The following is a 24,685-nucleotide window of genomic DNA, read 5'->3' as shown; positions in this document are numbered from 1 at the left end:
AATCTGGTTGAGTTGTGGGCATTTTCTGAAAAAATAGCAGGACCCTTCGAGGTGGCGCCTCACGGGGTTTTCTTGCCGTGTGCTATCGTTGCGGCATCATTCCGATAAGATCGAAGAGAATCGCTGCATGAACGTGGCTGTCTCGCCTGTAGGCCGTAGCTTGAGCTGGAGACGCGTGTTGCGGGTGGCGATTCTCTGCCTGCTGGCACCGTGCGCGTTTGCCGAGGCGCCGAGCGCTGCGGATCAGCGCGCCCAGGCGGTGACCCAGGTGGTGCTCGGCATTCTCAGCTATGCCCGCTGGCCGGTGGAACCCGAACAACTGCACCTGTGCATCGTCGGCCCCACGCAATACACCGATGACCTGATCAAAGGCACCACCCAAGCCACTGGGCGTGCGGTGGTGGTGCGGCGTCTGCTGGCCGACCATCCCGATATCGCCAACGCCTGTGATGCGGTGTACATCGGCAAACTCAGCAATGACGAACGTAGCCGCCTGTTTACCTCGTTGATCGGCCATCCGGTGCTCAGCATCAGCGAAGGTGGCGACCAGTGCACCGTGGGCAGTTTGTTCTGTTTGCGAGTGGGCGATGAGCAAGTGTCGTTCGAGGTCAACCTCGACTCGGTGGCGCGCAGCGGCGTGCGCATTCATCCCAGCGTGTTGCAGCTGTCACGTCGTCGGGCTCCCGTCCCATGACCGCCATCAAAGCGCGACCGACCCTGCGTTCCGTGATCGGCCGAGGGCACCTGATCCTGGCGCTGGTGGCGGTGATCCTGGCCAGCGTGTCCCTGACGCTGCTCGGCGTATTGGCGCTTCGGGTCTACGCCGAACACAACCTGCACCTGATCGCGCGCTCCATCAACTACACCGTGGAAGCGGCGGTGGTGTTCAACGACCGCGCCGCCGCCACCGAAGCCCTCAGCCTGATCGCCTCCACCGAAGAAGTGGCTGAAGCCGAGGTGTTCAATGCCAATGGCCAGTTGCTTGCGAACTGGGAACGGCCGGAAACCGGCATGCTCTCGCGGGTCGAACTGGCGCTGGCGCATACCCTGCTCGAACAGCCGATCAACCAGCCGATCCTGCACCAGGGCCGCGCCATCGGCAGCATTCATCTGACCGGTCACGGCGGCAGCTTGCTGCGCTTCCTGCTCAGTGGCCTGGCCGGGATTCTGGTCTGTACCGCCCTCAGCGCCTGGGTCGCCCTGCACTTGGCGCGGCGCCTGTTACGTGGCATCACCGAGCCGCTGCAAAGCCTTGCCGCCGTGGCCCACGCCGCCCGTAGCGAGCGCGACTTTGACCGTCGAGTACCGCCGGCGCGCATTGCCGAACTCGACAATCTGGGCAGCGACTTCAACGCCTTGCTCGGTGAGATGGGCGTCTGGCAAAACCATCTGCAAAGCGAAAACGAAACCCTGGCCCACCAGGCCAACCACGACAGCCTCACCGGCCTGCCCAACCGGTCGTTCTTCGAAGGCCGCTTGATCCGTGCCTTGCGCAGCGCCGCCAAGGCCAAGGAGCGCCTGGCAGTGCTTTACCTCGACAGTGACCGTTTCAAAGAGATCAACGACAGCTTTGGTCACGCCGCCGGTGATGCGGTCCTCGTCGCCGTCGCCAACCGCGTGCGTGCGCAGTTGCGTGAGGATGACCTGGTGGCGCGCCTGGGCGGTGATGAGTTCGCCATTCTGCTGGCGCCGTTGCACTCGCTCGAAGATGCCCGGCGCATCGCCGACAAGATCATCGCCAGCATGGACGCACCCATCGCTGTGCCCGGCAGCGCCCAGGTATTGACTTCCCTCAGTATCGGCATCGCCCTCTACCCCGATCATGGCGCCACTCCCGGCGCCTTGCTCAACGCCGCCGACGCGGCGATGTACCAGGCCAAACGGTTTGCTCAGGGCGGCCAGCAAACGGCGGAATCGGAGCATTCCGCCGTCAATGTTCAACACAGGAGTTGATCCCTTGTTCTCGATTGCGCGCGTTATGTTCTTCACATTATTGGTGGCACTGCTGGCCCTTGGCGGCTGCCAGACACCTCCCCCCAAAGGCCTGACGCCCGCGCAAGTTGCCGTCCTCAAACAGCAAGGCTTCGAACTTACCGACGAAGGCTGGGCGTTCGGCCTGTCCGGCAAAGTGCTGTTTGGCAGCGACGTCGAAACCCTCAACCCTCCCAGCACCGAAATCGTCCAGCGCATCGGCAAGGCCCTGCTGGGCGTAGGCATCGAACGCGTGCGCGTCGACGGCCACACCGACGCCTCGGGCAAGGAAATCTACAATCAGCAACTCTCCCTGCGCCGCGCCAAAAGTGTGGCAACGGTGCTGGTCGGGGTGGGCATGAAAGAACAAAACGTCCAACTGCGCGGGTTGGGCAGTGGCGAGCCGGTGGCGTCCAACGACACGGCAGCAGGGCGCACCGAGAATCGGCGGGTGTCGATCGTGGTGATTGCTGACTGACTGGAATCATCCCGCCCCAATCTGAAATGCAATCCAATGTGGGGCGGTGCGACGATTCGACGTGCTCCCACATTCACACCGCCGTGTGCTGGCCTTTAGTCCGCAAAACGCATCTCCCGCGTCTCCCCCATCAACAACCCCTGGTTCTGCTCCGTCACTTCCCGGATGTAATCCCACAACAACGTAATCCGCTTCAGCTTCCGCAGATCCTCCCGGCAATACATCCAGAACTACAGGACGTAAGGGTTCCACCCAATGAATACGGGACCCTAACGCCATGAAGGTCAACGATAAGCTCTACCCTGTTACAAGTGCTGTCACAAATACGCTGGCTTTGCTGAGCCCACGTACACGACTCGCTAAGCTCTATCACTACCGACGCAACGGCGTTTACTATCTGCGCCTTCGCCGGACAGGCAGCACTACTGAAACTGTTTCCGTCTCCCTCAAGACCACTGACCGTAAGGCCGCTATGGACGCTTCACGCCGACTTGCAGATACCATTAAGTCTTTCCATCTGGACCACCCTGACGCGTCTTGGAATGAATTACGTGAGCATCTGATCTGGGTCGCTGAAGGTCTTCTGGCCTGTGCGCACGATGTTCACTCACTACGTGACTGGGGTGACCTGTATGAGGACGTTAGGACAAACCTAACGGAGATCGCCGCTACGATGCCTCTCAGCGTTGACCAGCATGAACATGTTGCCAAGGCCCGTGAGGTAATGAGCGCCGCCCAGATGCGCTTGCAGGGTGACTCTGTGCCACTGGTTAGGATCATCAGGGATCTTGAGGGCCGTACTGACCCCAGCTTGAAGCTCTCCGCAAACGAGCCTCTCTCCCTCTCCCAATCTGTAAGTGCCCCTGAGCTTACCTTTGAGGCCCTGTCCGCTCTCTACATGGCTGACCGTGCGCAGGACCAGAAGGCTTCTACCCTGAAGGAAACCAAGGTGTGCCACGGAACACTCGCCACGTCGCTGGGTGGGTTGGACCTGCGGAGCCACTCAAGGGAGGACCTTGTGGCCCTTCGTGATCGTCTGTCCGATGGTCGTATGCCATCCACGGTCAACAAGCTGCTGGTGAAACTATCGGCTGTATTGACCTGGGCGAAGGACAACGGTCACTTGGTCAATACCTATGACAAGAAGCTCAAGCTCACCAAGGGCCTTGAGTCCACCCGCAAGGCGTTCACCCAGGCGCAGGTGGGTCAGTTGATGGATTACGCGAACAAGCTGCCAGAGACCTCATGGAAGCGCTGGCTGCTGAGCCTCGGTGTCATTACTGGTGGGCGACTGAATGAAATATCTCAGCTTACTGTAGGTGACGTGCAGACTCTTGAGTCAGGCATTACCGTCATTCATATCAACGAAGCCGGTGAAGGTAAATCCATCAAGAATAAGCGCAGTGAGCGGCTGGTGCCATTGACTGACGGTGCCTATGGATTCGACCTTGCGGCGTTTCTACGATACGTCGAGGCGTGCAAGCTATCTGGGTCAGAAGCGTTAGCCCAGATTGGCTACAAAACAGCCGGTGAATGGGCGAACCAACAAGCTATACCCGCAGCACTTGGTGATTCATTTACTGGGGGGCTGACCTTCCATTCACTGCGTCACGCTCTGGCGTCTTTGATGCAGGTCAAAGGGGTTCCTACAGTCCACGCCCAGGCGGTCATGGGCCATGCGTCTGGCACTATTACGTTTGATACATACGGTTCTGGCGTCCCCGTCGATGTGATCGCGGAGATGCTCCGTGGAATGTTTGGTCGGTGTCCATGAGAGCTTTGACATAAACACTTACAGTTGTGATGTGGCCAAGTGCCTTGAAAAGGCCAGCATTGGATCCATATTGGCTCTCGCACGCTGAAGTTTCATCGTGTGGTCATGATGTCTCTCCGACAAGGAAGAAGTTGGCCCTTTAGCTTTGATTAGAGGTGGCTGAGCATGAACGATACTTGGGATTTTTATAAAGACAACGCTGGCGAGTGGCGCTGGAACCGTACGGCACCTAATGGCCGTATCGTAGGGGCCTCTTCGCAAGGCTATGCAAATCGCGTTGATTGTGTTTCTAACGCTCAGCGTAACGGCTACAAGGGTTCGTAAGAATCATCGCAAGTGGAGGGCGGCCCGTACGGCGTCCCTTCATGGGCGAACGAAGATCCAAAAACCCTCACAAGAACACGGTGGCCGCAACGGTCGCCAATTTGATCTTGTGAGGGCACCCTATGACTTTGCTTACTCAACCCGGACCACTTCACCGTCACGTTGATTATGAGACGGGGCACATCCTTCACGCCGATCCGACCACGGGCGAGGTCATCACTCAAAGCGAGATGGTCCGGCCCAAGAATCCTGAGGCACAGTATAAAGCCTGGACTGCTGAGCGTAGGGCTGATAGTCGCCTCGCGGCGGACCATGGCAATGTCACCCTGTCAAAGGTTGAGCCAACTGCTGAAGCTGTCGAGCCAGCCAAGTCAGTCCGTGGCAGACCCAAGACCAGTTTTGCTAATCCAGTAGCTGCCTACATGTATCTCCTTGCGGTGCCTGACCTACTGCCGTGGGTCGAACACATCATCACGGGGTCGATCATCACCAGTGCCGGGGTTACGAATGGCAAGATCAACGTAAAGGCCCGTGCAGTCATCGGTGCGTTGTTTGCTACGGAGATCACGACTGAAGCCTGCAAGACCAGCGAGATCAGTTCACGGACCGCACAGCGCATCGCCAAGGCTGCCCGACATGCTGCTCATGGAATCGCCTCCTACGTTGAGCGGCACCCTTCAATCAAGGCTGAATTGGACGCGGAGGCTCTATTCCGGGCCTTTCCGAATTAACGCCGGATAATATAAAAGAAAACTTTATGACCTCTTCTTTACGTGTCTTGGGTAAAAACTCACTGGGTGCTCATTGAGGACCCCAAGGGCGTTAGGTGACCCAGGGTGAAGGGATTTGCTATTTTGCAAAATAATCCCTACTCATAGAGTGGACTTTAAGATCCCATAAGGAACTCCCTCCCCTTTGGGTCTGCCAACGGGTCTCCCCATCCGGTACGGACTTCATGATTCCCTAAAGGAATATAAGCGGTTCGTCAAGTGGATTTAAAAACCCTCACAATAACAGGGACAGCTCGGTTTATTTTGAAATAAATATCAGCAGCCATTCCCTGGTCACACACGCCCGTCGCTGGGCTTATATCCATCCAGTCTTTCTGATAGTGCCTTCCATGCCACGCCGGGTCCCTTTGTCGGGGTCTGGATGCTCGGTGGTGGGTGCGACCTGGAGGGCACTACCAAAAAGGACACGACAACTATGCTAACCACCAACCAAGCCGACCTGATGCCCATTGTGATTGAGGGGCAAACCTTCAAGCCGAATGAAGATGGAATGTGGAGTCTCACCGGGATCCATAAAACACTGACACTGCCGGATAACAAACGTCCGGGGCAATGGAACAACGCCGTACAGGCTGAGCTGCACCGATGTGGAAATTTCAACATCGTCCATGGCGACAACGGCGGGACCATGGCAACCGAGGCTGCGACTATAGCTTACGCCATGTGGGTCTCGACTGACTTCTATCTGATGGTCATCCATGCTTTCGTGGCTATGCGTAACGATTCTATCCTCAGTGCCCGCATGGCTCTTCTTGCAGCCGCTGATGCAGAGTCACGGCTGGCTACGGCGGCACCCAAAGTTGACCTTGTTGACCGCCGCCTGCTTGGCATTGGAGTTCCGTGGAATGAAGCTTGCCGTATGGCCGGGGTGACCAAGCCTCAACTGGCTAAGCGTTATCTGGTCCAAACCAAGGCGTTTGTTTGCCTGGAGCATCCCACCGAGTACCGTCAAATCCTTAAGCCAAAGGCGAGTGGGTTCGAGGGCGGTTGGTTCAAATACTGCGCGACTCAACACGGGAACGATGACGGTTTCCGGGTCACCGCCAAAGGCCTCTCCTGGCTCCAGGGGAAAGCTATGGAAATCAACACCGCTATCGCTGATCGAGCCCGTAAAAAGGCTTCTGATGCTCGTGCCAAGAAGATGAAGAAGGTGGTCGAGTGAGTAACCGCCAACGCCACCTACTTTGCCTGACTCTGAAACTAATGCTCGCCGGGACTCCTGAAGATGAACGTCGCGCCATCGTTGAGCGGAGGCTTCACTACTACCGGGAGGCCCGTAAGCGTCAGCGCTACCCGTATCACCAGCGGGAGCAACTTCCATGACCTTTGCCGACCAGCTCAACGCATTCTTCACGTCCCCTTCAAGTCGAACAAAGCTGATCACCCTGCGCACAATCTGGCGTGATTGGCATGTCCGCGAACAGGTCATCACTAACGATGAATATGGAGTGGACTACCAGAAACTTATAGGACACCTGAAGGCGACCAATCCGGTCATGGTCTCATTCGTTGAGTCCATCACTACAACAACCAGCATGAACCTCGATGCAGTAATGCGCGCCCCTATGCGAATCCCACTGACCGGCCAACCGATCACTTCCCCGCTTTAACGTACCGCCGTCCGCCATCGGCACCGGATCACACCCGCCAAGCTACAGCCCCGTGATCGCACCAACCAACCAAAACCCAGAAGATATTGATCATGACCTTGAGAGGCCCGTGCGGCTACTCCTTGCCATCTGGTCACGTTGCCTCTATGCGGCAAGGCCATGAATCAATGTCTCGATGTAGGAGACCCAACACCATGCAACTGAATATCCAAAACGTAACCCCTGAAACCGTTGAAGTACAAGGTCAGGTCGTAGCTCGTGCGTATGCCGAGGGCGTCATGCTGGCGACCCTGATTGCCACCGCTGGGAGCAGCAAGCCAGCCCAAGAGGCAATCGTAAGCCAATACCTGGACGCTGGTCTGAGCGCTGCTACCTTCCCGGCCATCGTGAGGTCCATCGAGACCCGCAAGTTGACCGCTGAGCGTGAACATGCAGAGCGCCTCAAAGACGCTCGTGAGCATGCAGAGCGCTTCAAGTCCTACGAGTCCACCCCTTTGGACGAAGCGCGTCGCCGTGCCAAGCGTGAAGACCGTGAGCGCAAGTATCAAGACATGGGCCGCGCTATCCGCAGTGCCAATGGTCGTAGCGACTTCTCGTCTGGCAACTGGCTCGACAACAACTAAGCCTGTCCTTTCTCAACTTATTCAGGAGACGTATCTCATGTCCAAATCTACCGATCACCGCGACCAACGCGACCGCTACACCACGCCGACCTCCTATGAGACCGCCGTATGGGGCAATGGCGGTAACCTTCAGTTCACCACCCAGGCCTCTATGGGCGCCCAGGCGACTGACTCAAGTGTCCTGGCTCAGGTCATCACCCAAGCCATGGACGAATTCTTCAATGGTGGCGAGTGGCACGACAACGCCGCCGATGCGATCCCCTGTGAGTTCCGCCCTAAGGGCACCGAGCCGACCCCCGTTCAACTGGTCAACATGGTCAATCGCAACGTCGAGTTTGACCCGCGCCAGTCGATCTACGATCACTCCAAGATCACTAAAGGGGAGGCCGTAGCGGGCGACTTCATCTTCACTGAGCCGACCAATACCGCTGCATTCTTCTCGCACCGGTTCACCCTTCTGGATGCCCACGTTGTTGCTGGCTTCACTGGCAACGGCATGGAGCAGATGATGGACAAGATGCTGGCCGACTTCGAGAAGGCCTGTGGTTCTACCGTTGTGGACATCCTCATTAAGTCCCCAAGCACCGAAGCCAAGGAGGTCACCATTGCGGGCACCACTCCGCGTGATCGTGCTGAGGACTGGATCGACGCTTTGACCATGAGCATTAACCAGTCGGTAGGTAACTCTCTGAGCGACTTCGTGTTGCTGATGCACATGACCGAGCAGGCAATGCTTGAACGTGCTGCCCAGCGCGCCGGTGTCGAATCCATTGAGGACCTGTTGGGTTGCCGCACCCAGTTCTATTCTGGGTCTGATCGTGGCGTCTTCATGCTGCCTAAGGGCTTTGCCTCGCTGTCGTTCCGCCATGATCAAGAAGGCGACGTATGGAAGATCCTGGCGAGCCGTAACGCTGGCGTACAGGGCTGGGACTTTGAGGTGAGCGGTGTGGCTGACGTAATGGCTCAGGCCAAGGTCAGGATCAAGTTGGCAAACCCGGCGGACCCTACCGAGAAACTTCAGGTCGAGACCGTAGACTTCCCGCTGATCACCCGCGTGGTCGCCAAGCCGTAACACCCGCTGTATCCATGGGGCCCGTAATGGGCCTCGTGGGCTGACCTGAGCGCCTATCTAAACTGATGGACCTTCAGATCAGCCCATGTGAAATGCGTTGCTATGCAAAATGTGCAGGGCAATGCCCCACATTCTTTATCAGACTTCACGTAGGAGACCGCTATGGCCGCCAAGAAACAATGGTTGGCCGTCCTCAAGGCTATCGCTATGTCGAAAGCCACATGGAAGCTGGTCGGGACCGTAGCGGTTCTTTATGGCTGCGCTCATGGCGAGCTAATCGCTGGACTGGTCGGAGAGGTCATATCGGACGTGTCGGGAGCTCTTTAAGGATCTGAAAGAAATTTCTGTGAGACCACCTGTCATAGCTAACCTGCGCGCCTACCCCCGTAGGCCCCTGCGCGCGTAACGGATCGCCTGGGCGCGTGGGGGTCTCTATCGTGTGCCTGTACGCCACTGTAAGTCATGACTCCGCTGTCACAAACCGTGTACCAACCGCTGTCACAAACGGTTGCCAAGGGCCTGAGGACGCCGTTAGGATAGGTCTCCCTTACGCCTTGTAGGCTCTCAGTCTACGAACCGTTGGACTCGCGTTTCGCCCAGCAATAGCGGGCCATTAAGCTCAGTGACCTCTCTTATGTAATCCCACAACAGGGTGATCCGTTTGAGCTTGCGCAAGTCCTCCCGGCAGTACATCCAGAACTGCCGGGTGATCGCAATCTGCTCACCCAGCACCGGCAACAACCGTGGGTCCTGCGCCGCCAGAAAGCACGGCAATATTGCCATCGACCGACCCTGCTGCGCCGCCACGTACTGTGCGATCACGCTGGTACTGCGCAGGCTCGCACTGGCGCCGGGCACGACGTTGGCCAGGTAGAGCAACTCTGAGCTGAACGCCAGGTCATCCACATAGCTGATAAACGGATGCTCGGCCAAATCCGCCGGGCGTTGGATCGGCGGGTGCTGGTCGAGGTAGTCCTGGGTCGCATACAGCTGCAGTTTGTAGTCGCACAGTTTGCAGCACACGTAGGGCCCGTGTTCCGGGCGTTCCAGGGCGATGACGATGTCGGCTTCGCGCTTGGACAGGCTGATGAAGTGGGGCAGGGGCAGGATGTCTACCGAGATCGCCGGGTAAGTGTCGACGAAGTGGCTCAACTGCGGCGTGACGAAGAAGCTGCCGAAGCCTTCGGTGCAGCCCATGCGCACATGCCCGGACAGCGCCACGCCGGAGCCGGAGACTTGCTCGCAGGCCATGTGCAGGGTGCTTTCGATGGACTCGGCATAGCCCAGCAAACGCTGGCCTTCGGCGGTGAGCACAAAGCCGTTGGTCCGGGATTTTTCGAACAGCAGCGTGCCGAGCGACACTTCCAGTGAGCTGATGCGTCGCGACACGGTGGTGTAGTCCACCGCCAGGCGCTTGGCGGCGACGCTGGCCTTGCGGGTGCGGGCCACTTCAAGGAAAAACTTCAGGTCATCCCAGTTCAGGGAACCCAGCGATGTGATGTTTTTTTGCATGTTGGACCGGCTTTTATGTGCGTTCTTATTAGAGATTTGCACATCTATACTCCAAAAACCGACCGAACGCCTCATTCTTCAAGGCGATTCACTCTCTGTATAACAACAAGATTCTGGAGACCCCATGAACGCATCTGCCGACATTTCCGTACAACAGGTCAAATTGCTGATCAACGGCGAGTGGGTCGAGTCCAAGACCACCCAGTGGCAAGACATCGTCAACCCGGCCACCCAGCAAGTACTGGCCAAAGTCCCGTTCGCCACCGCTGATGAAGTCAACGCCGCCATCGACGCCGCCCACCGCGCCTTCCAGACCTGGAAGCTCACGCCGATCGGCGCGCGCATGCGCATCATGCTCAAGCTGCAAGCCTTGATCCGCGAACATTCCAAACGTATCGCCGTGGTCCTCAGCGCCGAACAGGGCAAGACCATTGCCGACGCCGAGGGCGATATTTTCCGTGGCCTGGAAGTGGTGGAACACGCCTGTTCCATCGGCACCCTGCAAATGGGCGAGTTCGCCGAGAACGTCGCCGGTGGTGTCGACACTTACACCCTGCGCCAGCCCATCGGCGTGTGCGCCGGCATCACGCCGTTCAACTTCCCGGCGATGATTCCGCTGTGGATGTTCCCGATGGCCATCGCCTGCGGTAACACCTTCGTCCTCAAGCCATCCGAGCAGGACCCGCTGTCGACTCTGCTGCTGGTGGAGCTGGCACTGGAGGCCGGTGTTCCGGCGGGTGTGCTCAACGTGGTGCATGGTGGCAAGGACGTGGTGGATGCGCTCTGTACTCATAAAGACATCAAGGCCGTGTCCTTTGTCGGCTCGACGGCGGTCGGCACCCACGTCTATGACCTGGCCGGCAAACATGGCAAGCGCGTGCAATCGATGATGGGCGCCAAAAACCATGCCGTGGTGCTGCCGGATGCCAATCGCGAACACACGCTCAACGCCCTGGTAGGTGCCGGTTTCGGCGCGGCGGGCCAGCGTTGCATGGCCACCTCGGTGGTGGTGCTGGTGGGCGCGTCCAAGCAATGGTTGCCGGACCTCAAGGCGCTGGCGCAAAAGCTCAAGGTCAATGCGGGCAGCGAAGCCGGTACCGACGTGGGGCCGGTGATTTCCAAGCGCGCCAAGGCACGCATCCTGGAGCTGATCGAAAGCGGCGTGAAAGAAGGCGCCAAGCTGGAGCTGGACGGTCGCGACATTCAAGTTCCGGGCTTCGAGCAGGGCAACTTCGTCGGCCCGACCCTGTTTTCGGGCGTGACCACGGACATGCAGATCTATACCCAGGAAATCTTCGGCCCGGTGCTTGTGGTGCTGGAAGTCGACACCCTTGACGAGGCCATCGCGCTGGTCAACGCCAACCCGTTCGGCAACGGCACCGGCCTGTTCACCCAGAGCGGGGCGGCAGCGCGTAAGTTCCAGAGCGAAATCGATGTGGGCCAGGTCGGCATCAATATCCCGATCCCGGTACCGGTGCCGTTCTTCAGCTTCACTGGTTCGCGTGGCTCCAAGCTGGGGGATCTGGGGCCTTACGGCAAGCAAGTGGTGCAGTTCTATACCCAGACCAAAACCGTCACCAGCCGCTGGTTCGATGACGACACGGTCAACGATGGCGTCAACACCACCATCAACCTGCGCTGAACCCGGGAGACGACCATGAAAATTGCATTTATCGGCCTGGGTAACATGGGCGCGCCCATGGCCCGCAACCTGATCAAGGCCGGCCATGCGCTGAACCTGTTCGACCTCAACCAGACCGTGCTTCAGGAACTCGCCGAACTGGGTGGCAGTATCAGCGATTCTCCGCGTGATGCGGCCCAAGGTGCCGAGCTGGTGATTACCATGCTGCCGGCCGCCGCCCATGTGCGCAGCGTCTGGCTGAATGAGGACGGCGTGCTTGCCGGTATCGGCAAAGGCGTGCCGGCGGTGGATTGCAGTACCATCGACCCGCAAACCGCTCGCGATGTGGCGGCGGCTGCCGCCAAATACGGCGTGGTGATGGCCGACGCACCGGTCTCCGGCGGCACCGGCGGTGCACAGGCCGGCACCCTGACCTTCATGGTCGGCGCCACCCCGGCACTGTTTGCCACCCTGCAACCGGTGCTGGCGCAGATGGGCCGTAACATCGTGCACTGCGGTGAGGTCGGCACGGGGCAGATCGCCAAGATCTGCAACAACCTGCTGCTGGGCATCAGCATGGTCGGCGTCAGCGAAGCCATGGCGCTGGGCGACGCGCTGGGCATCGACACCCAAGTGCTGGCCGGCATCATCAACAGCTCTACCGGACGCTGCTGGAGTTCCGACACCTACAACCCATGGCCGGGCGTGATCGAAACCGCGCCGTCATCGCGCGGCTACACCGGCGGGTTCGGTGCGGACCTGATGCTCAAAGACCTGGGGCTGGCCACCGAAGCGGCGCGCCAGGCCAGGCAACCGGTGATTCTTGGCGCGGTGGCCCAGCAGTTGTATCAATCGATGAGCCAGCGTGGGGAAGGGGGCAAGGACTTCTCGGCGATCATCAACAGCTATCGCAAGCCCAAATAACCCGTCGGGGTGGGCGGGCTTGCCGTGGCAAGCCCGCCCACTACAAAACAGTTTCAGGCAAATACAAAATACTTACGTACCGTCTCGACCACTTCCCACGTCCCCTTCATCCCCGGTTCCACCACAAAGATATCCCCAGCCCGCAGGTGGATCGGCGCCATGCCTTCAGGGGTGATGATGCAGTAGCCTTCCTGGAAGTGGCAGTATTCCCACTTCACGTAGTCCACGTACCACTTGCCCGGGGTACAGATCCACGTGCCCATGATCTTGCTGCCGTCTTCGCTGGTGTAGGCGTTGAGGTTGACGGTGTGCGGGTCACCTTCGAGCTTTTCCCATTTGCAGGCATCCAGGACCGGCAGGGGATGGGTGTCGCGCAGTACGGTGATGGGTGTGGACATGATGACTCCGAGGCAGTGAATGCAAAGCTGCACCCTAAGGCCTTGGGCGCCGGGCCAGTGGTCTGAACTCGACATCGGGATGCCCAGAAGCGCTGGCGATACGGTTCTACTGGCACATTGATCTTCGAGAGCCGAAACTTTTGAGCGTGAATCAGCTATTTCCTCGCAGTAAGTGCGAAAGAAATCACTCTCGCCGCAGGAATTCGCAAGAAAATTCACGTCTGGCCCTCGTATCATTCACCCGAGTAACGAGTGAGAGCCTTGCAATGAACCCAATAAAAACGTGGTGGGATATCAGCCCGCCCTTGAGCACGGCGACCCCGACCTGGCCGGGCGATACGCCGTTCCAAGAGGAGCGTGTGTGGCAGTTCGGTCCCGAGTGCCCGGTGAATGTCGGGCGCATTACCCTGTCGCCGCATACCGGCGCCCATGTGGATGCGCCGCTGCATTACAGCGCCGACGGTGCGCCGATCGGTGAGGTGTCGCTGGATGTGTACATGGGCCCCTGCCGCGTGCTGCATTGCCTGGACAGCGGCGCGCTGGTGCAGCCGCATCAGTTGCAAGGGCGTGTGGATAACTTGCCGGCGCGTGTGCTGCTGCGCACTTATCCACAAGCGCCGCTGACCGAATGGGACTCTAATTTCACCGCCATCGCGCCGCAAACCATCGAGCTGCTCGCCAGCCTGGGCGTGCGCTTGATCGGCATCGATACCCCTTCCCTGGACCCGCAGCAGTCCAAGACCATGGATTCTCACAACGCCGTGGCCCGCCATGGCATGGCGATTCTCGAAGGCATCGTGCTCGATGACGTACCGGAAGGTGACTACGAACTGATCGCCCTGCCGCTGCGTTTTGCCAACCTCGATGCCAGCCCGGTCCGCGCAATCCTGCGTCCGCTCAAGGAGCCCACGCGATGAGCCAATGTCCCTTCTCTGCCGATTACCAACCCCCGGAAGAATGGCATAACGCCGAACTGAATTTTTCCGAGTCCATGAGCTACGGCGACTACCTGGACCTGGGTAAAGTGCTCAGCGCCCAGCACCCGCTGTCGCCGGACCACAACGAAATGCTCTTCATCATCCAGCACCAGACCTCCGAGCTGTGGATGAAACTGATGCTCCACGAACTCAAGGCCGCCCGCGAACACGTGCGCCTGGGCGAGTTGCCGCCGGCGTTCAAGATGCTGGCGCGGGTCTCGCGGATCTTCGATCAACTGGTGCACGCCTGGGCAGTGCTGGCGACCATGACGCCGTCGGAATACAAGGCGATCCGTCCGTTCCTGGGGCAGTCGTCGGGGTTCCAGTCGTTCCAGTACCGCGAGATCGAATTTATCCTCGGCAATAAAAGCGCGGCGCTGCTGCGCCCGCATGCCCATCGGCCGGAGCTGTTGAACGAGTTGAAAGTGGCGATTGCCACGCCGTCGCTGTATGACGAGGCGATCAACCTGATGATCAAGGCGGGCCTGGCGATTGATCCGCAGCGTGCCGAACGCGACCCGACGGCGGCCACGGTGCATGATGAGTCGGTGGAAGCGGCATGGCGCGAGGTGTATCGCGATCCGAACCGGTATTGGGATTTGTATCAGTTGGCCGAGAAGTTTATCGACCTGGAGGACTCGTTCCGTCAGTGGCGCTTTCGGCATGTGACCACCGTGGAGCGGATTATCGGGTTCCAGCCGGGTACTGGCGGCACCGAAGGCGTGGGCTACCTGCGCAAGATGCTCGACACGGTGTTGTTCCCCGAGCTGTGGCGAGTGCGCTCTACCCTGTAAACAAAAAGCCCCGGATCACCGGGGCTTTTGATTTGCACTGCAATTACATGTGGGTTATTACGCGACGGCAACTTTCGCGTTTCGGCTCCGCAACCGGTAGGCCACATAGATAACCCCCACCCAAATCGGCATCGCATACACCGACTCGCGAATCCCCGGAATCGCCAGCATCACGCTGATGATCATCAGCATGAACGCCAGGCACAGGTAGTTGCTGAACGGGAACCAGAAGGTCTTGAACGACGGCGTCACGCCTTGCTCGCCCATGGCCTTGCGGAACTTGAGGTGGGTGATGCTGATCAGCGCCCAGTTGATCATCAGCGAGGCAACCACCAGCGCAAACAACAACTCCAGGGCGCTTTGCGGCGCGACGTAGTTGACCACCACGCACAGCATCGTCACCAACGCCGAGATCGCCAGCGCCCGCAGCGGTACGCCTTGCTTGTTGAGTTTCATCAGCGCCTTGGGCGCGTCGCCCTGCTCGGCCAGGCCGAACAGCATGCGGCTGTTGCAGTACACGCCGCTGTTGTACACCGACAGCGCCGCGGTCAGCACCACGAAGTTGAGGATGTGGGCAGCGGTGTCGTTACCGATCAGCGAGAAGATCTGCACAAACGGGCTGCCGCTGTAGGCATCGCCCGAGGCGCCGAGGGTTTGCAGCAGTTGGTCCCAGGGGTACAGCGACAGCAGCACGGTCAGGGCGCCGACGTAGAAGATCAGGATGCGGTAGACCACCTGGTTGATCGCCTTGGGAATCACCTTGCGCGGCTCGCTGGCTTCGGCGGCGGTGATGCCCACCAGCTCCAGGCCACCGAACGAGAACATGATGAACGCCATGGACATCAACAGGCCCATGCCGCCATTCGGGAAGAACCCGCCATGGCTCCACAGGTTGCTGATGGACGCCTGCGGGCCGCCGGTACCGCTGAACAGCAGGTAGCAACCGAGCACGATCATGCCGACAATCGCGACCACCTTGATGATCGCGAACCAGAACTCGGTTTCACCGAAGAACTTCACGTTCAGCGTGTTGATCAGGTTCACCGCGACGAAGAACACCAGTGCGCTGACCCAGGTCGGGATCTCGGGCCACCAGAACTGGATGTACTTGCCCACGGCCGTCAGTTCGGCCATGCCCACCAGCACGTACAGGACCCAGTAGTTCCAACCGGCCAGAAAGCCTGCGTAACCGCCCCAGTATTTATGCGCGAAGTGGCTGAAGGACCCGGCCACCGGCTCTTCGACGATCATCTCGCCAAGCTGGCGCATGATCAGGAACGCAATGAAACCGGCAATCGCGTAGCCGAGAATCATCGACGGCCCCGCCGACTTGAGTACCCCGGCCGAGCCGAGGAACAACCCCGTACCGATCGCCCCTCCCAAGGCGATCAGCTGAATATGCCGGTTCTTCAGGCCACGCTTGAGGCCCACCGGGTTAACCATGTCATCCGCCATTAAGGTTCCCTTTTACTTGTTTTTCTTGGGGTTGATTGCACGCCGCACCAGCCCCTCAGAAGTGCTGAGGGGTCAGATATTACTCTGGGTAAACTTTTCGTAATACAGCTGAACGCCATCAAGTGCCTGATCCGCCAGCCATTGTTGTATCGACTCGACCATCGGCGGCGGGCCGCACACGTACATATCCGCCGATCTGTCCCGCAATTCGGCCAGGTCGAAATGTTCGGTGAGGTAACCGCGCTTGCCGGTCCACTCCGGTGAGGCGTCGCTGAGCACCTCGGTGTAGCGAAACCCCGGAATGTGTGCGGCATAGGCAGCGATGCGCGCCGCCTCGCATAAGTCCTCGGCACCGCGCACGCCGTAATACAGGTGCACGGGTTGTTCGCAGCCCGTGGCGACCAGTTCGTCGAGCATGGCCAGCAATGCCGACAGGCCGGTGCGCCCGCCACCAGCACCACCGGCCGAGCGACATGGCGCAGGTAGAACGCGCCCAGCGGCGCCTCCATCAGCAGCGCATCGCCGACCTGGCAGCGTTCACGCATATAGTTGCTCATCACCCCGTCCGGCAGCAGGCGGATCAGGAATTGCAATTGATTGCCCGGCTGATTGGCGAAGGAGTATGAGCGCCATCTTGAGGTGCCCGGCACCGCCAGCCGCGCATATTGGCCCGGCAGAAAATCCAGCGGTGCGTCCAAACGCACCTGCAGGATCGCGGTACTGGCCGACACCACCTGCACTGCGCTGACCGTGCCGCACACTTGCACCGGCCCTGGCGCATTGCACAGGCTCGAATCGAAGTCGAAGTAGAACGTGGCGTCGGACTTCACGCGTGTCTGGCAGCTGAGCATCTTGCGCTGTTGCAGGTCGAGGCTTGAGAGTGCTTCGTCGTCCACATAATCCTGGCTGTAATCGCCCGACTCGCAGCGGCCCTGACAGGTGCCGCACACACCTTCGCGGCAGTCCAAGGGGATCTTGATGCCGTTGCGCAGGGCGGCATCCAGCAGGATTTCATTGGCACCCACCGGAAAAAACAGGGTCTTGCCGTCGGCAAAACTGAAGGCCACTTTGTGATTCATCTACACGACTCCGTATCACTGTGGTGATGGGCTAAAGGTGATAGAAATCCAGCACCGAGTTGATGGTGTCGTTGAGCAGCAAGGCGTGCTTGCGCGTGATCAGCCAGCTGCCGCCGTCGGGCTTCAGGGTGTAAGTCGCGGGCCCATAAAACTGCTCCGAAGTCGCCAACCGATAGAACAACGTGTGCCAGTTCAGCTTCACTTCCAGCGTGCCATCCGCCTGCTCGGCAATGCGCACGTTATTGATCAGGTGCAGCGTGCGCGGCATCGGCGTGGCCGACGCGGCCTTGCCGGTGCGCAAGCGAAACACGCGGTCTTCCAGGCCGGAACGGTTGGCGTAATAGATCAACGACATTTCGCGCTTGGGGTCGCGGGTGTACACGTGTTCCGAGTCCCATTGCGGCAGGTGGAATTCGCTCAGCGGGTCGAACAACTGCACATACGCGTCCCAGTCCTGGGCGTCGCACAGCTCGGATTTACGGTAAAAAAACTGCTCGATCCGGTACTGCAACTCGGCATTCATCATTCCACCTCCCGCAGTGTCAGTGCTTGTCGGTCCAGCCCCTTGAGCAGGAACTGCTGCCAGTTGCGGTGCTGGTTCACATACAACCCTTCGTGGGTGAATTCGGTGCCGGTCATGGCCGGTTGAATGTCGATGGCTTCGCTGTTGGGCGTCGGGCCGGTTTTCCAACGATGGCTGCCCCGCGAAATATCGCTCCAGCGCTCCAGGCGGCCCTGGAAACCGCGTTGGGCTTCCCGGAACTCCACCAGGTCATCCGGCGTGCCCATGCCCGACACGTTAAAGAAATCTTCGAACTGGCGAATGCGGTTTTCGCGGTCGGCGTCGGACTCATTCTTCACCCCCAGGCACTGGCTGATGATCTCGGTCTTGTTCCACGCCACCGGGCGGATGATGCGCAGCTGCGAGCTGATCTGGTCGAGGAAGAACAGGCTCGGGTAGATGTTCAGGTTGCGCAGGCGGTGCATCATCCATTCGGCTTTTGGCTGGCCGTGCTCTTCCACCAGGCGCGGCATGATGGTGGCGTAGCCGGAGCGCACGCTGGGGTTGGGCATGTCGCTGAACAGCAGGCTGTGGCCGTTGTTGAACGCAAACCAGCCGTCGTCGGTATTCGCATCACCCGCGCCGAGTTTGCTGTAGTCCAACGTGGCGCTTGAGCCCGTGCCGTTTTCGGTATTCACCTGTTGGCGATGCTGCACCGTGGCCACGTAGTTGTAGTGCACGGTGCTGACGTGATAACCGTCCAGGCCGTTTTCGTTCTGCAGCTTCCAGTTGCCGTCGTAGGTGTAGGCGGATTTACCCGGCAGCACTTCCAGCTCACCGGTGGCGGATTGTGCAACCATCATGTCGAAGAACACTTTGGCGTCGCCGAGGAAGTCTTCCAGGCTGTCGGTGCCGTTCACGTCCAGGCTGATAAACACAAACCCCTTGTAGCTTTCGATGCGCGCCTTTTTCAGGCCGCGCGTGGCTTTGTCGAAGCCTTCCGGGTATTCCCCCGGCGCCTTGACCTTCACCAGCCGGCCATCGCTTTTGTAGCACCAGGCGTGGAAGGGGCACGTGAACGTGGACTGGTTGCCCTTGCCGACGCGGGTGAGGGTGGTGCCGCGATGCTGGCAGGCGTTGATCAACGCGTTAAGACGACCTTCGCCGTCGCGGGTGATGATCATCGGCTGGCGGCCTGCGCGCATCGTCACGAAGTCGTGGTTATTGGCCAGCTCACTTTCGTGGCAGGCGTAGATCCAGTTCTTCTCGAAGATCAGTTCCATCTCCAGGTCGAACAGTTGCGGCTCGGTGAACATGTCGCGGGCGATGCGAAACACTTCATCGGCCGGGCGAAAATCCAGGCAGCTTTCGATAAAGCTTTTCCACTGCTCGACGCTTCTTGCACCACTCATGGGAGGCACCTTTTTTTGATAGGGGCTGATCGGTGGTTCATTAAAGGCAGCCGGGCAGGGCGCGGGCTATCCGCTTAATGGGGGAAGATGGGCCGCAAAGTTGGGCAGCAAATACTCACAACGGTGCAGCGCGGTGACGTCATGCGCTACCGTCCTGCGGGATGGTTGTGGGAAACGACTGGGTTTTATCCACATAGTCGGCCGTTGCTATCCACCCGGTTGCAACACCGCCGGCGTGGCGTGGAACTTGCTGTCCAACACCGATAGACGCGCCGCCAGAGCGCGCAAACGCCTAACCGCCGTGGGTGCACCCTGATGAGTAGCCAGACACGCGATATCCGTATTCAACGCTTCGACCTTGAAGGCGCCCGCAGCTGGATGTCCGGCATCTGCGGGCCGCATCGCCTGGCGACGAGCACGCCGGAACGCCTGCGCTTTCATCACAGCGCCAACGTGTTCAAATCCCGCGCCACCACGTTGGGGGTGATCGAATACGGCACCGACGTGACCATCGACATCGAAGACGCCGAGCACTTCAGCAGCTACAGCCTGAGCCTGCCGCTGGTGGGCGAGCAGGAGCTGTGCAAGAACGGAAAGCACCTGAGTTCCAACCGTGATCAGGGTGTGATCATTTCGCCCCATGAACACCAGGTACTGGCGATCTCCGGGGACTGCCGCAAGCTGCAAGTGGTGATCACGCGGGCGGCGATGAGTGAGTCCCTGGAAGGTCTGCTGCAACGGCCAATCGATGCGCCGCTGCGCTTTGAACCGGTGATGGATGCGGTGGACGGCGCGCCGGCCTCGTGGTGGCGTATGGCGCGCTACTTTATCGCCGAGTTGGAACGCAGCAGCGAATTATATGAGCAGGCTGCGTTCACCCGCGACCTGGAAAGCTCGCTGATCAAAGGGCTGATCCTGGCCCAGCCGAACAATTATTCCGAAGAACTGCGCGATGTACTCGGGGTGAAACTGCCGCACTATTTGATTCGTGCGCGCCAGTACATTCACGACAATGCACGTGAGGCGGTGCACCTGGAAGACCTGGAAGCGGCGGCGGGCGTGTCGCGTTTCAAGTTGTTCGATGCGTTTCGCAAGTACTTCGCGCTGTCGCCCATGGCCTATTTGAAAAAATACCGGCTGGGGGGTGTGCGCCAGGACATTCTTGAGCAAGGTTCCACGAGTACCATCTCCGAGATTGCCTTGGGGTGGGGGTTTACCCACTTGGGGCGGTTTTCGGCGGAGTACAGAAAGCTGTTCGATGAATCCCCCAGCCAGACTTTGCAGCGCAAGCGCCTGCGCAGTCTTTGAAAGCAATGAAGATCAAAATGTGGGAGGGATCAAGCCCCCCCACAGGGTATTTGTGGTGTTTGGACGACCTTAGATCAGCTCTTCAACCAACTGCAAACAATGCCTCAACCCCGGCGACTGATCATTCACCCGCCGACTCAAAATAATCGGCGAAGTCGCCGTGGCCTCCACCACCGGCGTGTAACCGATATCCGCCCGATGCAGCACCTGCACCGACGCCGGCACCAGCGTCACGCCCATGCCTGCACCGACCAGGCCGATGGCGGTCTGCAGTTCGTTGGTCCATTGCGCGACCTTGAGGCTCAAACCGTGGGCATCGAACAGTGCAATCACATGGTCTGCATAGCTGGGGCGCGGGTTGCCGGGGTACAGCACAAACGGCTCGGCGGCCAATTGGGCGAGGGTGGCGGGCGCGGCGAGCAACGGATGACCGGCGGGCAACACCGCCACCAGACGGTCCTCCACCAGCACGCGCTGGACGATGGCCGGGTCGTCGATGCGAATCCGTCCGAAACCCACATCGATACGCCCGGCCTTGAGCGCTTCGACCTGTTGCAGGGTAGTCATCTCCGACAGCCCCAATTCCAGCTCCAGCGCCTCATGGGTACGCAGCCGTCGAATCAGCTCCGGCAACACGCCATACAGGGTCGACGGCGCAAAACCGATGCCCAGCCAGGTTTTTTCACCCTGGCCGATGCGTCGCGTGCTGTCGCACACCTTGTTCAACTGTTCGAGCAACACAGTGGCGTGTTCGTAGAAAAACCGTCCGGCCTCGGTCAGCCGCAACGGCCTGCCGCGCTCCAGCAGGATCACCCCCAGTTCCTCTTCCAATTGCTGGATCTGCCGGCTCAGTGGCGGCTGGGCGATGTGCAGGCGTTCGGCGGCGCGGGTGAAGTTGAGGGTTTCGCCCAGCACTTGGAAGTAGCGCAGGTGACGCAGTTCCATGACGACTCCTTCTATACCTTGAGGGTATTGATCAAGACTAATTCTATATTGGAAGCCCGCAAAGATGCAGCACAGAATCAGCCAAGACCTATAAAGAACCCAGCGGGTATTGCCATGCCGATTTGCGCCATCGAGTCGATCGAGACGATTATCGTCGACCTCCCCACCATCCGCCCGCACAAGCTGGCGATGCATACCCTGCAAAACCAGACCCTGGTGATCATCCGCGTGCGCTGCGCCGACGGTATCGAAGGCATCGGCGAGTCCACCACCATTGGCGGTCTGAGCTACGGCAACGAAAGCCCCGACAGCATCAAGATCAACATAGACCGCCACTTCGCGCCGCTGTTGATCGGCCAGGACGCCAGCAATATCAACGCCGCCATGCTGCGCCTGGAGCGCAGTATCCGCGGTAATACCTTTGCCAAGTCCGGCGTGGAAAGCGCCTTGCTCGATGCGTTGGGCAAACGCTTGAATCTTCCCGTGAGCGAACTGCTCGGCGGTCGTGTGCGTGACGCCTTGCCGGTGGCCAGGACCCTGGCCAGCGGCAACACCGAGCAAGACATCGCCGAAGCCGAGAAGATGCTCGACCTGCGCCGCCATCGCATCTTCAAGTTGAAGATCGGTGCCGGTGAAGTGAGCCGCGACCTGGCCCACGTGATTGCGATCAAAAAGGCCCTGGGTGAGCGTGCCAGTGTGCGCGTCGACGTCAACCAGGCCTGGGACGAAGCCGTGGCGCTGCGGGCCTGCAAGGTCTTGGGCGATAACGGTATCGACCTGATCGAGCAGCCTATCTCGCGTAACAACCGTGGCGGCATGGCGCGGCTGAACCTGTCGAGCCCGGTGCCGATCATGGCCGATGAATCCATCGAGTGTGTCGAAGATGCCTTCAACCTGGCCCGTGAAGGTGCGGCGTCGGTGTTTGCGCTCAAGATCGCCAAGAACGGTGGCCCGCGTGCGGTGTTGCGCACAGCGGCGATTGCCGAGGCGGCCGGCATCGGTCTGTACGGGGGCACCATGCTCGAAGGCGGTATCGGCACGCTGGCCTCGGCCCACGCCTTCCTGACCCTGAACAAACTGGCCTGGGACACCGAGCTGTTCGGCCCGCTGCTGCTCACCGAAGACATCCTCAGCGAGCCGCTGGTGTATCGCGACTTCCAGCTGCATGTCTCCACCGCGCCGGGCCTGGGCCTGGCCATCGATGAAGAGCGCCTGGCGTTCTTCCGTCGTGATAAACACTAAGAGGCGCCCGCCATGTTGTTCCACGTAAAAATGACCGTGAACCTGCCCGTCGACATGAACCCCGAGCGCGCCGCCCGCCTCAAGGCCGACGAAAAAGCCCTTGCGCAGCAGTTGCAACAAACGGGCAAATGGCGCCACTTGTGGCGTATCGCCGGGCTCTACGCCAATTACAGCGTGTTCGATGTCGACAGCGTGCAAGAACTGCACGACCTGCTGATGCAACTGCCGCTCTACCCCTACATGGCCATCGAAGTGAACGCCCTGTGCCGGCACCCTTCGTCGATCCATGAGGACGACCGTTAAGCCTGTCCTACACCTGATAATTACAAGATGAGGAGTGCACCATGTCCATCCGACTGTCCCAGACTGCCCACGCCCAACAGTTTCTCGAAGAAGCCAGCGGCAACCTGAATGACGGCGGTAACCCGCGCACCAAAGCGCTGGTCTACCGCATTCTGCGCGACACCGTGAACATCATCGAAGACTTGGACGTGACCCCGGAAGAGTTCTGGAAGGCGGTCAACTACCTCAATGAACTGGGCAAGAACCAGGAGGCCGGGCTGCTGGCCGCCGGGCTGGGTCTGGAGCACTACCTGGACATGTTGATGGATGCCGCCGACGAAGAAGCCGGTAAATCCGGCGGTACTCCGCGCACCATCGAAGGCCCGTTGTATGTGGCCGGTGCACCGCTGTCCCACTACGAAGCGCGCCTGGATGACGGGACGGATGCAGCGGTGCCGCTGTTCATGCGCGGCCAGGTGCGCGACACCGATGGTAAACCGCTGGCCGGGGCGATTGTGGATGTGTGGCAGGCCAACACCGGCGGTACGTATTCCTGGTTTGACGGCAGCCAATCGGAGTTCAACCTGCGCCGCCGTATCGAGACCGACGCCCAGGGCAACTACCGGTTTCGCAGCATCGTGCCGTCGGGCTATGGCTGCCCGCCGACCGGTCCGACCCAACAGTTGCTCGATCAACTGGGGCGCCATGGGCAACGGCCGGCGCATATCCACTTCTTCATCTCGGCACCCGGGTATCGTCACCTGACCACCCAGATCAACCTGTCCGACGACCCGTACCTGCATGACGATTTTGCGTACGCGACACGCGATGAACTGATCGCCGAAATCCGCTTCAGTGACGATCAACAGCTGGCGCGGGAATTTGGGGTGCAAGGGCGCTTTGCGCAGATAGATTTTGACTTTGAATTGCAGGTGGCTGATGCACCGCTGGAACAGAAACGCATGCAGCGCGTCCGAGCCCTCGAAGACTAAATGCTGTCAAAAATGTGGGAGGGGGCTGGCTCCCACATTTGATCTTTGTTGTCGTCGCTATTTGCGTACGACCAGATCCAGCACCTCATCCCGATCCTTGATCTTCTGCAACACAATCTCCGACCGTATATCCATCACCCCCGCCGTGCGGTTCAGGTGGTTCACGATAAAGTCCGAAAAGTGCTTGAGGTTCCTCGCCTGCACCCGCAGCACATAGTTGCTCGCGCCGGTGATCACGTAGGCGCTGGCCACCTCCGGCCAGCCCTGGACCTTCTTGATGAACGTCTCATGCCAATCCTCGACATCCTGGCGCAACGACAGGTGCACGATGGCCTCCAGCTCGATGCCCAGTTGCTCGGCGTTCAATACCGCGCGGTAGCCGCTGATGATTCCCTCGCTCTCCAGCAGGCGCAAACGGCGCAGGCAGGCGGACGGGGACAGTGCGACTTTTTCCGCCAGTTCCTGGTTGCTGATACGGCCATCCTGTTGCAGGAAATGCAGGAGGCGCAGGTCGGTGGCGTCGAGAATCATGATTAGAATAAATCCGCGTGTTCTGGAGGTAAATTCGAATTTCCTACAGCTTAATTAGCCTGTTACCC

25 protein-coding genes and 2 pseudogenes are annotated in these 24,685 nt (G+C 59.6%); 18 read left to right on the top strand and 9 right to left on the bottom strand.

From position 1 onward, the window contains the following. Positions 1-127 precede the first annotated feature (127 nt). Genes yfiR through yfiB form a run of 3 tightly spaced genes read left to right on the top strand, consistent with a single transcriptional unit; the run spans position 128 to position 2,449 of the window. The gene (yfiR, locus tag JWR98_RS11875; protein ID WP_003176091.1) at positions 128-694 is read left to right on the top strand and encodes a regulatory sequestration protein YfiR; all 567 of its coding nucleotides are present in this window, start codon (positions 128-130) and stop codon (positions 692-694) included. Beyond that, positions 691-1,953 (top strand): diguanylate cyclase DgcN/YfiN, encoded by a 1,263-nt coding sequence (dgcN, locus tag JWR98_RS11870; RefSeq protein ID WP_078734657.1) that lies wholly within the window; start codon positions 691-693, stop codon positions 1,951-1,953. The genes yfiR and dgcN overlap by 4 nt, the downstream gene beginning before the upstream one ends. A 4-nt stretch (positions 1,954-1,957) precedes the next feature. Continuing rightward, entirely contained in the window at positions 1,958-2,449 is a 492-nt protein-coding gene (yfiB, locus tag JWR98_RS11865) for an outer membrane lipoprotein YfiB (protein ID WP_078734656.1), read from the top strand. 95 nt (positions 2,450-2,544) lie between these two features. Here yfiB and JWR98_RS11860 read toward each other — a convergent pair. After that, positions 2,545-2,679: pseudogene (locus tag JWR98_RS11860) on the bottom strand (LysR family transcriptional regulator); the annotation flags it as partial. A gap of 47 nt (positions 2,680-2,726) precedes the next feature. Between JWR98_RS11860 and JWR98_RS11855 the strand changes: the two are divergent. The 7 genes from JWR98_RS11855 (at position 2,727) to JWR98_RS11825 (ending at position 8,643) form a co-directional block, all read left to right on the top strand. Next, on the top strand, positions 2,727-4,223 hold the full coding sequence (locus JWR98_RS11855; protein WP_225908677.1) for a tyrosine-type recombinase/integrase: 1,497 nt from the start codon (positions 2,727-2,729) through the stop codon (positions 4,221-4,223). 165 nt (positions 4,224-4,388) lie between these two features. Continuing rightward, positions 4,389-4,547, top strand: coding sequence for a YegP family protein (locus JWR98_RS11850; protein ID WP_205490115.1), 159 nt, complete (start codon positions 4,389-4,391; stop codon positions 4,545-4,547). Between the two features lie 122 nt (positions 4,548-4,669). After that, complete coding sequence (locus tag JWR98_RS11845; RefSeq protein WP_205490113.1) at positions 4,670-5,278, top strand: hypothetical protein; 609 nt, start codon at positions 4,670-4,672, stop codon at positions 5,276-5,278. A 475-nt stretch (positions 5,279-5,753) separates the two neighbouring features. Continuing rightward, positions 5,754-6,500: a KilA-N domain-containing protein gene (locus JWR98_RS11840; RefSeq protein WP_205490112.1), complete on the top strand. Its 747-nt coding sequence runs from the start codon at positions 5,754-5,756 to the stop codon at positions 6,498-6,500. Positions 6,501-6,657: 157 nt separating this feature from the next. Next, positions 6,658-6,948 carry a hypothetical protein gene (locus JWR98_RS11835; RefSeq protein ID WP_205490111.1) on the top strand — a complete coding sequence of 97 codons (291 nt, stop codon included), beginning with the start codon at positions 6,658-6,660 and terminating at the stop codon, positions 6,946-6,948. 194 nt (positions 6,949-7,142) lie between these two features. Further along, complete coding sequence (locus JWR98_RS11830; protein WP_225908676.1) at positions 7,143-7,571, top strand: hypothetical protein; 429 nt, start codon at positions 7,143-7,145, stop codon at positions 7,569-7,571. Between the two features lie 37 nt (positions 7,572-7,608). Next, entirely contained in the window at positions 7,609-8,643 is a 1,035-nt protein-coding gene (locus JWR98_RS11825; RefSeq protein ID WP_205490109.1) for a hypothetical protein, read from the top strand. 564 nt (positions 8,644-9,207) lie between these two features. Here JWR98_RS11825 and JWR98_RS11820 read toward each other — a convergent pair. Continuing rightward, a complete protein-coding gene (locus tag JWR98_RS11820) occupies positions 9,208-10,155 on the bottom strand; it encodes a LysR family transcriptional regulator (RefSeq protein ID WP_205490108.1) in 948 nt (315 codons plus the stop codon). Positions 10,156-10,279: 124 nt separating this feature from the next. On the opposite strand from JWR98_RS11820, the gene JWR98_RS11815 reads away from it, so the two are divergent. Together JWR98_RS11815 and mmsB are read left to right on the top strand one after the other, a co-directional pair. Then, entirely contained in the window at positions 10,280-11,797 is a 1,518-nt protein-coding gene (locus tag JWR98_RS11815) for a CoA-acylating methylmalonate-semialdehyde dehydrogenase (protein WP_205490107.1), read from the top strand. A gap of 15 nt (positions 11,798-11,812) precedes the next feature. Then, positions 11,813-12,700: a 3-hydroxyisobutyrate dehydrogenase gene (mmsB, locus tag JWR98_RS11810; RefSeq protein ID WP_078734650.1), complete on the top strand. Its 888-nt coding sequence runs from the start codon at positions 11,813-11,815 to the stop codon at positions 12,698-12,700. A gap of 53 nt (positions 12,701-12,753) precedes the next feature. On the opposite strand, the gene JWR98_RS11805 is transcribed toward mmsB, so the two are convergent. Beyond that, positions 12,754-13,098 carry a cupin domain-containing protein gene (locus tag JWR98_RS11805; protein WP_003176084.1) on the bottom strand — a complete coding sequence of 115 codons (345 nt, stop codon included), beginning with the start codon at positions 13,096-13,098 and terminating at the stop codon, positions 12,754-12,756. Between the two features lie 266 nt (positions 13,099-13,364). Between JWR98_RS11805 and kynB the strand changes: the two genes are divergently transcribed. Both kynB and kynA read left to right on the top strand, forming a co-directional pair. Continuing rightward, entirely contained in the window at positions 13,365-14,015 is a 651-nt protein-coding gene (kynB, locus tag JWR98_RS11800) for an arylformamidase (RefSeq protein ID WP_078826036.1), read from the top strand. Then, complete coding sequence (kynA, locus tag JWR98_RS11795) at positions 14,012-14,869, top strand: tryptophan 2,3-dioxygenase (protein WP_003176082.1); 858 nt, start codon at positions 14,012-14,014, stop codon at positions 14,867-14,869. The genes kynB and kynA overlap by 4 nt, the downstream gene beginning before the upstream one ends. Before the next feature lie 57 nt (positions 14,870-14,926). Here kynA and JWR98_RS11790 read toward each other — a convergent pair whose 3' ends face one another. From JWR98_RS11790 to antA, 4 genes and pseudogenes are all read right to left on the bottom strand, one after another. Next, on the bottom strand, positions 14,927-16,324 hold the full coding sequence (locus tag JWR98_RS11790; protein WP_205490106.1) for an amino acid permease: 1,398 nt from the start codon (positions 16,322-16,324) through the stop codon (positions 14,927-14,929). A 72-nt stretch (positions 16,325-16,396) separates the two neighbouring features. Beyond that, positions 16,397-17,403: pseudogene (gene antC / locus JWR98_RS11785) on the bottom strand (anthranilate 1,2-dioxygenase electron transfer component AntC). Positions 17,404-17,434: 31 nt separating this feature from the next. Next, positions 17,435-17,926: an anthranilate 1,2-dioxygenase small subunit gene (antB, locus tag JWR98_RS11780; RefSeq protein ID WP_078734645.1), complete on the bottom strand. Its 492-nt coding sequence runs from the start codon at positions 17,924-17,926 to the stop codon at positions 17,435-17,437. Beyond that, positions 17,926-19,317, bottom strand: coding sequence for an anthranilate 1,2-dioxygenase large subunit (gene antA / locus JWR98_RS11775; protein ID WP_205490105.1), 1,392 nt, complete (start codon positions 19,315-19,317; stop codon positions 17,926-17,928). Before antA ends, antB begins: the two co-directional genes overlap by 1 nt. Positions 19,318-19,632: 315 nt before the next feature. On the opposite strand from antA, the gene JWR98_RS11770 reads away from it, so the two are divergent. Then, positions 19,633-20,625 (top strand): AraC family transcriptional regulator, encoded by a 993-nt coding sequence (locus JWR98_RS11770; RefSeq protein ID WP_205490103.1) that lies wholly within the window; start codon positions 19,633-19,635, stop codon positions 20,623-20,625. A gap of 69 nt (positions 20,626-20,694) precedes the next feature. On the opposite strand, the gene JWR98_RS11765 is transcribed toward JWR98_RS11770, so the two are convergent. Continuing rightward, positions 20,695-21,570, bottom strand: coding sequence for a LysR family transcriptional regulator (locus JWR98_RS11765; protein ID WP_078734642.1), 876 nt, complete (start codon positions 21,568-21,570; stop codon positions 20,695-20,697). Between the two features lie 114 nt (positions 21,571-21,684). Here JWR98_RS11765 and JWR98_RS11760 point away from each other — a divergent pair, with 114 nt between their 5' ends. From JWR98_RS11760 to catA, 3 genes are read left to right on the top strand one after another with little or no spacing between them, the layout of a single operon-like run. Next, positions 21,685-22,812, top strand: a complete 1,128-nt coding sequence (locus tag JWR98_RS11760) for a muconate cycloisomerase family protein (protein WP_205490101.1) — start codon at positions 21,685-21,687, stop codon at positions 22,810-22,812. 12 nt (positions 22,813-22,824) lie between these two features. Next, a complete protein-coding gene (gene catC / locus JWR98_RS11755; RefSeq protein ID WP_205490099.1) occupies positions 22,825-23,115 on the top strand; it encodes a muconolactone Delta-isomerase in 291 nt (96 codons plus the stop codon). Between the two features lie 41 nt (positions 23,116-23,156). After that, positions 23,157-24,086, top strand: coding sequence for a catechol 1,2-dioxygenase (gene catA / locus JWR98_RS11750; protein WP_078734640.1), 930 nt, complete (start codon positions 23,157-23,159; stop codon positions 24,084-24,086). A 57-nt stretch (positions 24,087-24,143) separates the two neighbouring features. Here the strand turns inward: catA and JWR98_RS11745 are convergent, their stop codons facing one another. Then, entirely contained in the window at positions 24,144-24,617 is a 474-nt protein-coding gene (locus JWR98_RS11745) for an Lrp/AsnC family transcriptional regulator (RefSeq protein ID WP_003176072.1), read from the bottom strand. Positions 24,618-24,685: the final 68 nt, after the last annotated feature.

The sequence above is a fragment of the Pseudomonas lactucae genome (genome assembly GCF_016937615.1).
Lineage (GTDB): Bacteria > Pseudomonadota > Gammaproteobacteria > Pseudomonadales > Pseudomonadaceae > Aquipseudomonas > Aquipseudomonas lactucae.
Note: the sequence above shows the minus strand (reverse complement) of the source record. Positions and strands in the feature narration are given on the sequence as shown.

Coding starts and splice junctions, on each gene's coding strand:
- JWR98_RS11820 (WP_205490108.1), bottom strand. CDS start 10,155: ATGCAAAAAAACATCACATCGCTGGGTTCCCTGAACTGGGATGACCTG.
- JWR98_RS11835 (WP_205490111.1), top strand. CDS start 6,658: ATGACCTTTGCCGACCAGCTCAACGCATTCTTCACGTCCCCTTCAAGT.
- kynA (WP_003176082.1), top strand. CDS start 14,012: ATGAGCCAATGTCCCTTCTCTGCCGATTACCAACCCCCGGAAGAATGG.
- JWR98_RS11790 (WP_205490106.1), bottom strand. CDS start 16,324: ATGGCGGATGACATGGTTAACCCGGTGGGCCTCAAGCGTGGCCTGAAG.
- JWR98_RS11745 (WP_003176072.1), bottom strand. CDS start 24,617: ATGATTCTCGACGCCACCGACCTGCGCCTCCTGCATTTCCTGCAACAG.
- JWR98_RS11770 (WP_205490103.1), top strand. CDS start 19,633: ATGAGTAGCCAGACACGCGATATCCGTATTCAACGCTTCGACCTTGAA.
- JWR98_RS11850 (WP_205490115.1), top strand. CDS start 4,389: ATGAACGATACTTGGGATTTTTATAAAGACAACGCTGGCGAGTGGCGC.
- antA (WP_205490105.1), bottom strand. CDS start 19,317: ATGAGTGGTGCAAGAAGCGTCGAGCAGTGGAAAAGCTTTATCGAAAGC.
- yfiR (WP_003176091.1), top strand. CDS start 128: ATGAACGTGGCTGTCTCGCCTGTAGGCCGTAGCTTGAGCTGGAGACGC.
- JWR98_RS11765 (WP_078734642.1), bottom strand. CDS start 21,570: ATGGAACTGCGTCACCTGCGCTACTTCCAAGTGCTGGGCGAAACCCTC.
- antB (WP_078734645.1), bottom strand. CDS start 17,926: ATGAATGCCGAGTTGCAGTACCGGATCGAGCAGTTTTTTTACCGTAAA.
- kynB (WP_078826036.1), top strand. CDS start 13,365: ATGAACCCAATAAAAACGTGGTGGGATATCAGCCCGCCCTTGAGCACG.
- JWR98_RS11760 (WP_205490101.1), top strand. CDS start 21,685: ATGCCGATTTGCGCCATCGAGTCGATCGAGACGATTATCGTCGACCTC.
- mmsB (WP_078734650.1), top strand. CDS start 11,813: ATGAAAATTGCATTTATCGGCCTGGGTAACATGGGCGCGCCCATGGCC.
- JWR98_RS11805 (WP_003176084.1), bottom strand. CDS start 13,098: ATGTCCACACCCATCACCGTACTGCGCGACACCCATCCCCTGCCGGTC.
- JWR98_RS11825 (WP_205490109.1), top strand. CDS start 7,609: ATGTCCAAATCTACCGATCACCGCGACCAACGCGACCGCTACACCACG.
- catA (WP_078734640.1), top strand. CDS start 23,157: ATGTCCATCCGACTGTCCCAGACTGCCCACGCCCAACAGTTTCTCGAA.
- JWR98_RS11855 (WP_225908677.1), top strand. CDS start 2,727: ATGAAGGTCAACGATAAGCTCTACCCTGTTACAAGTGCTGTCACAAAT.
- JWR98_RS11815 (WP_205490107.1), top strand. CDS start 10,280: ATGAACGCATCTGCCGACATTTCCGTACAACAGGTCAAATTGCTGATC.
- catC (WP_205490099.1), top strand. CDS start 22,825: ATGTTGTTCCACGTAAAAATGACCGTGAACCTGCCCGTCGACATGAAC.
- JWR98_RS11830 (WP_225908676.1), top strand. CDS start 7,143: ATGCAACTGAATATCCAAAACGTAACCCCTGAAACCGTTGAAGTACAA.
- dgcN (WP_078734657.1), top strand. CDS start 691: ATGACCGCCATCAAAGCGCGACCGACCCTGCGTTCCGTGATCGGCCGA.
- JWR98_RS11845 (WP_205490113.1), top strand. CDS start 4,670: ATGACTTTGCTTACTCAACCCGGACCACTTCACCGTCACGTTGATTAT.
- JWR98_RS11840 (WP_205490112.1), top strand. CDS start 5,754: ATGCTAACCACCAACCAAGCCGACCTGATGCCCATTGTGATTGAGGGG.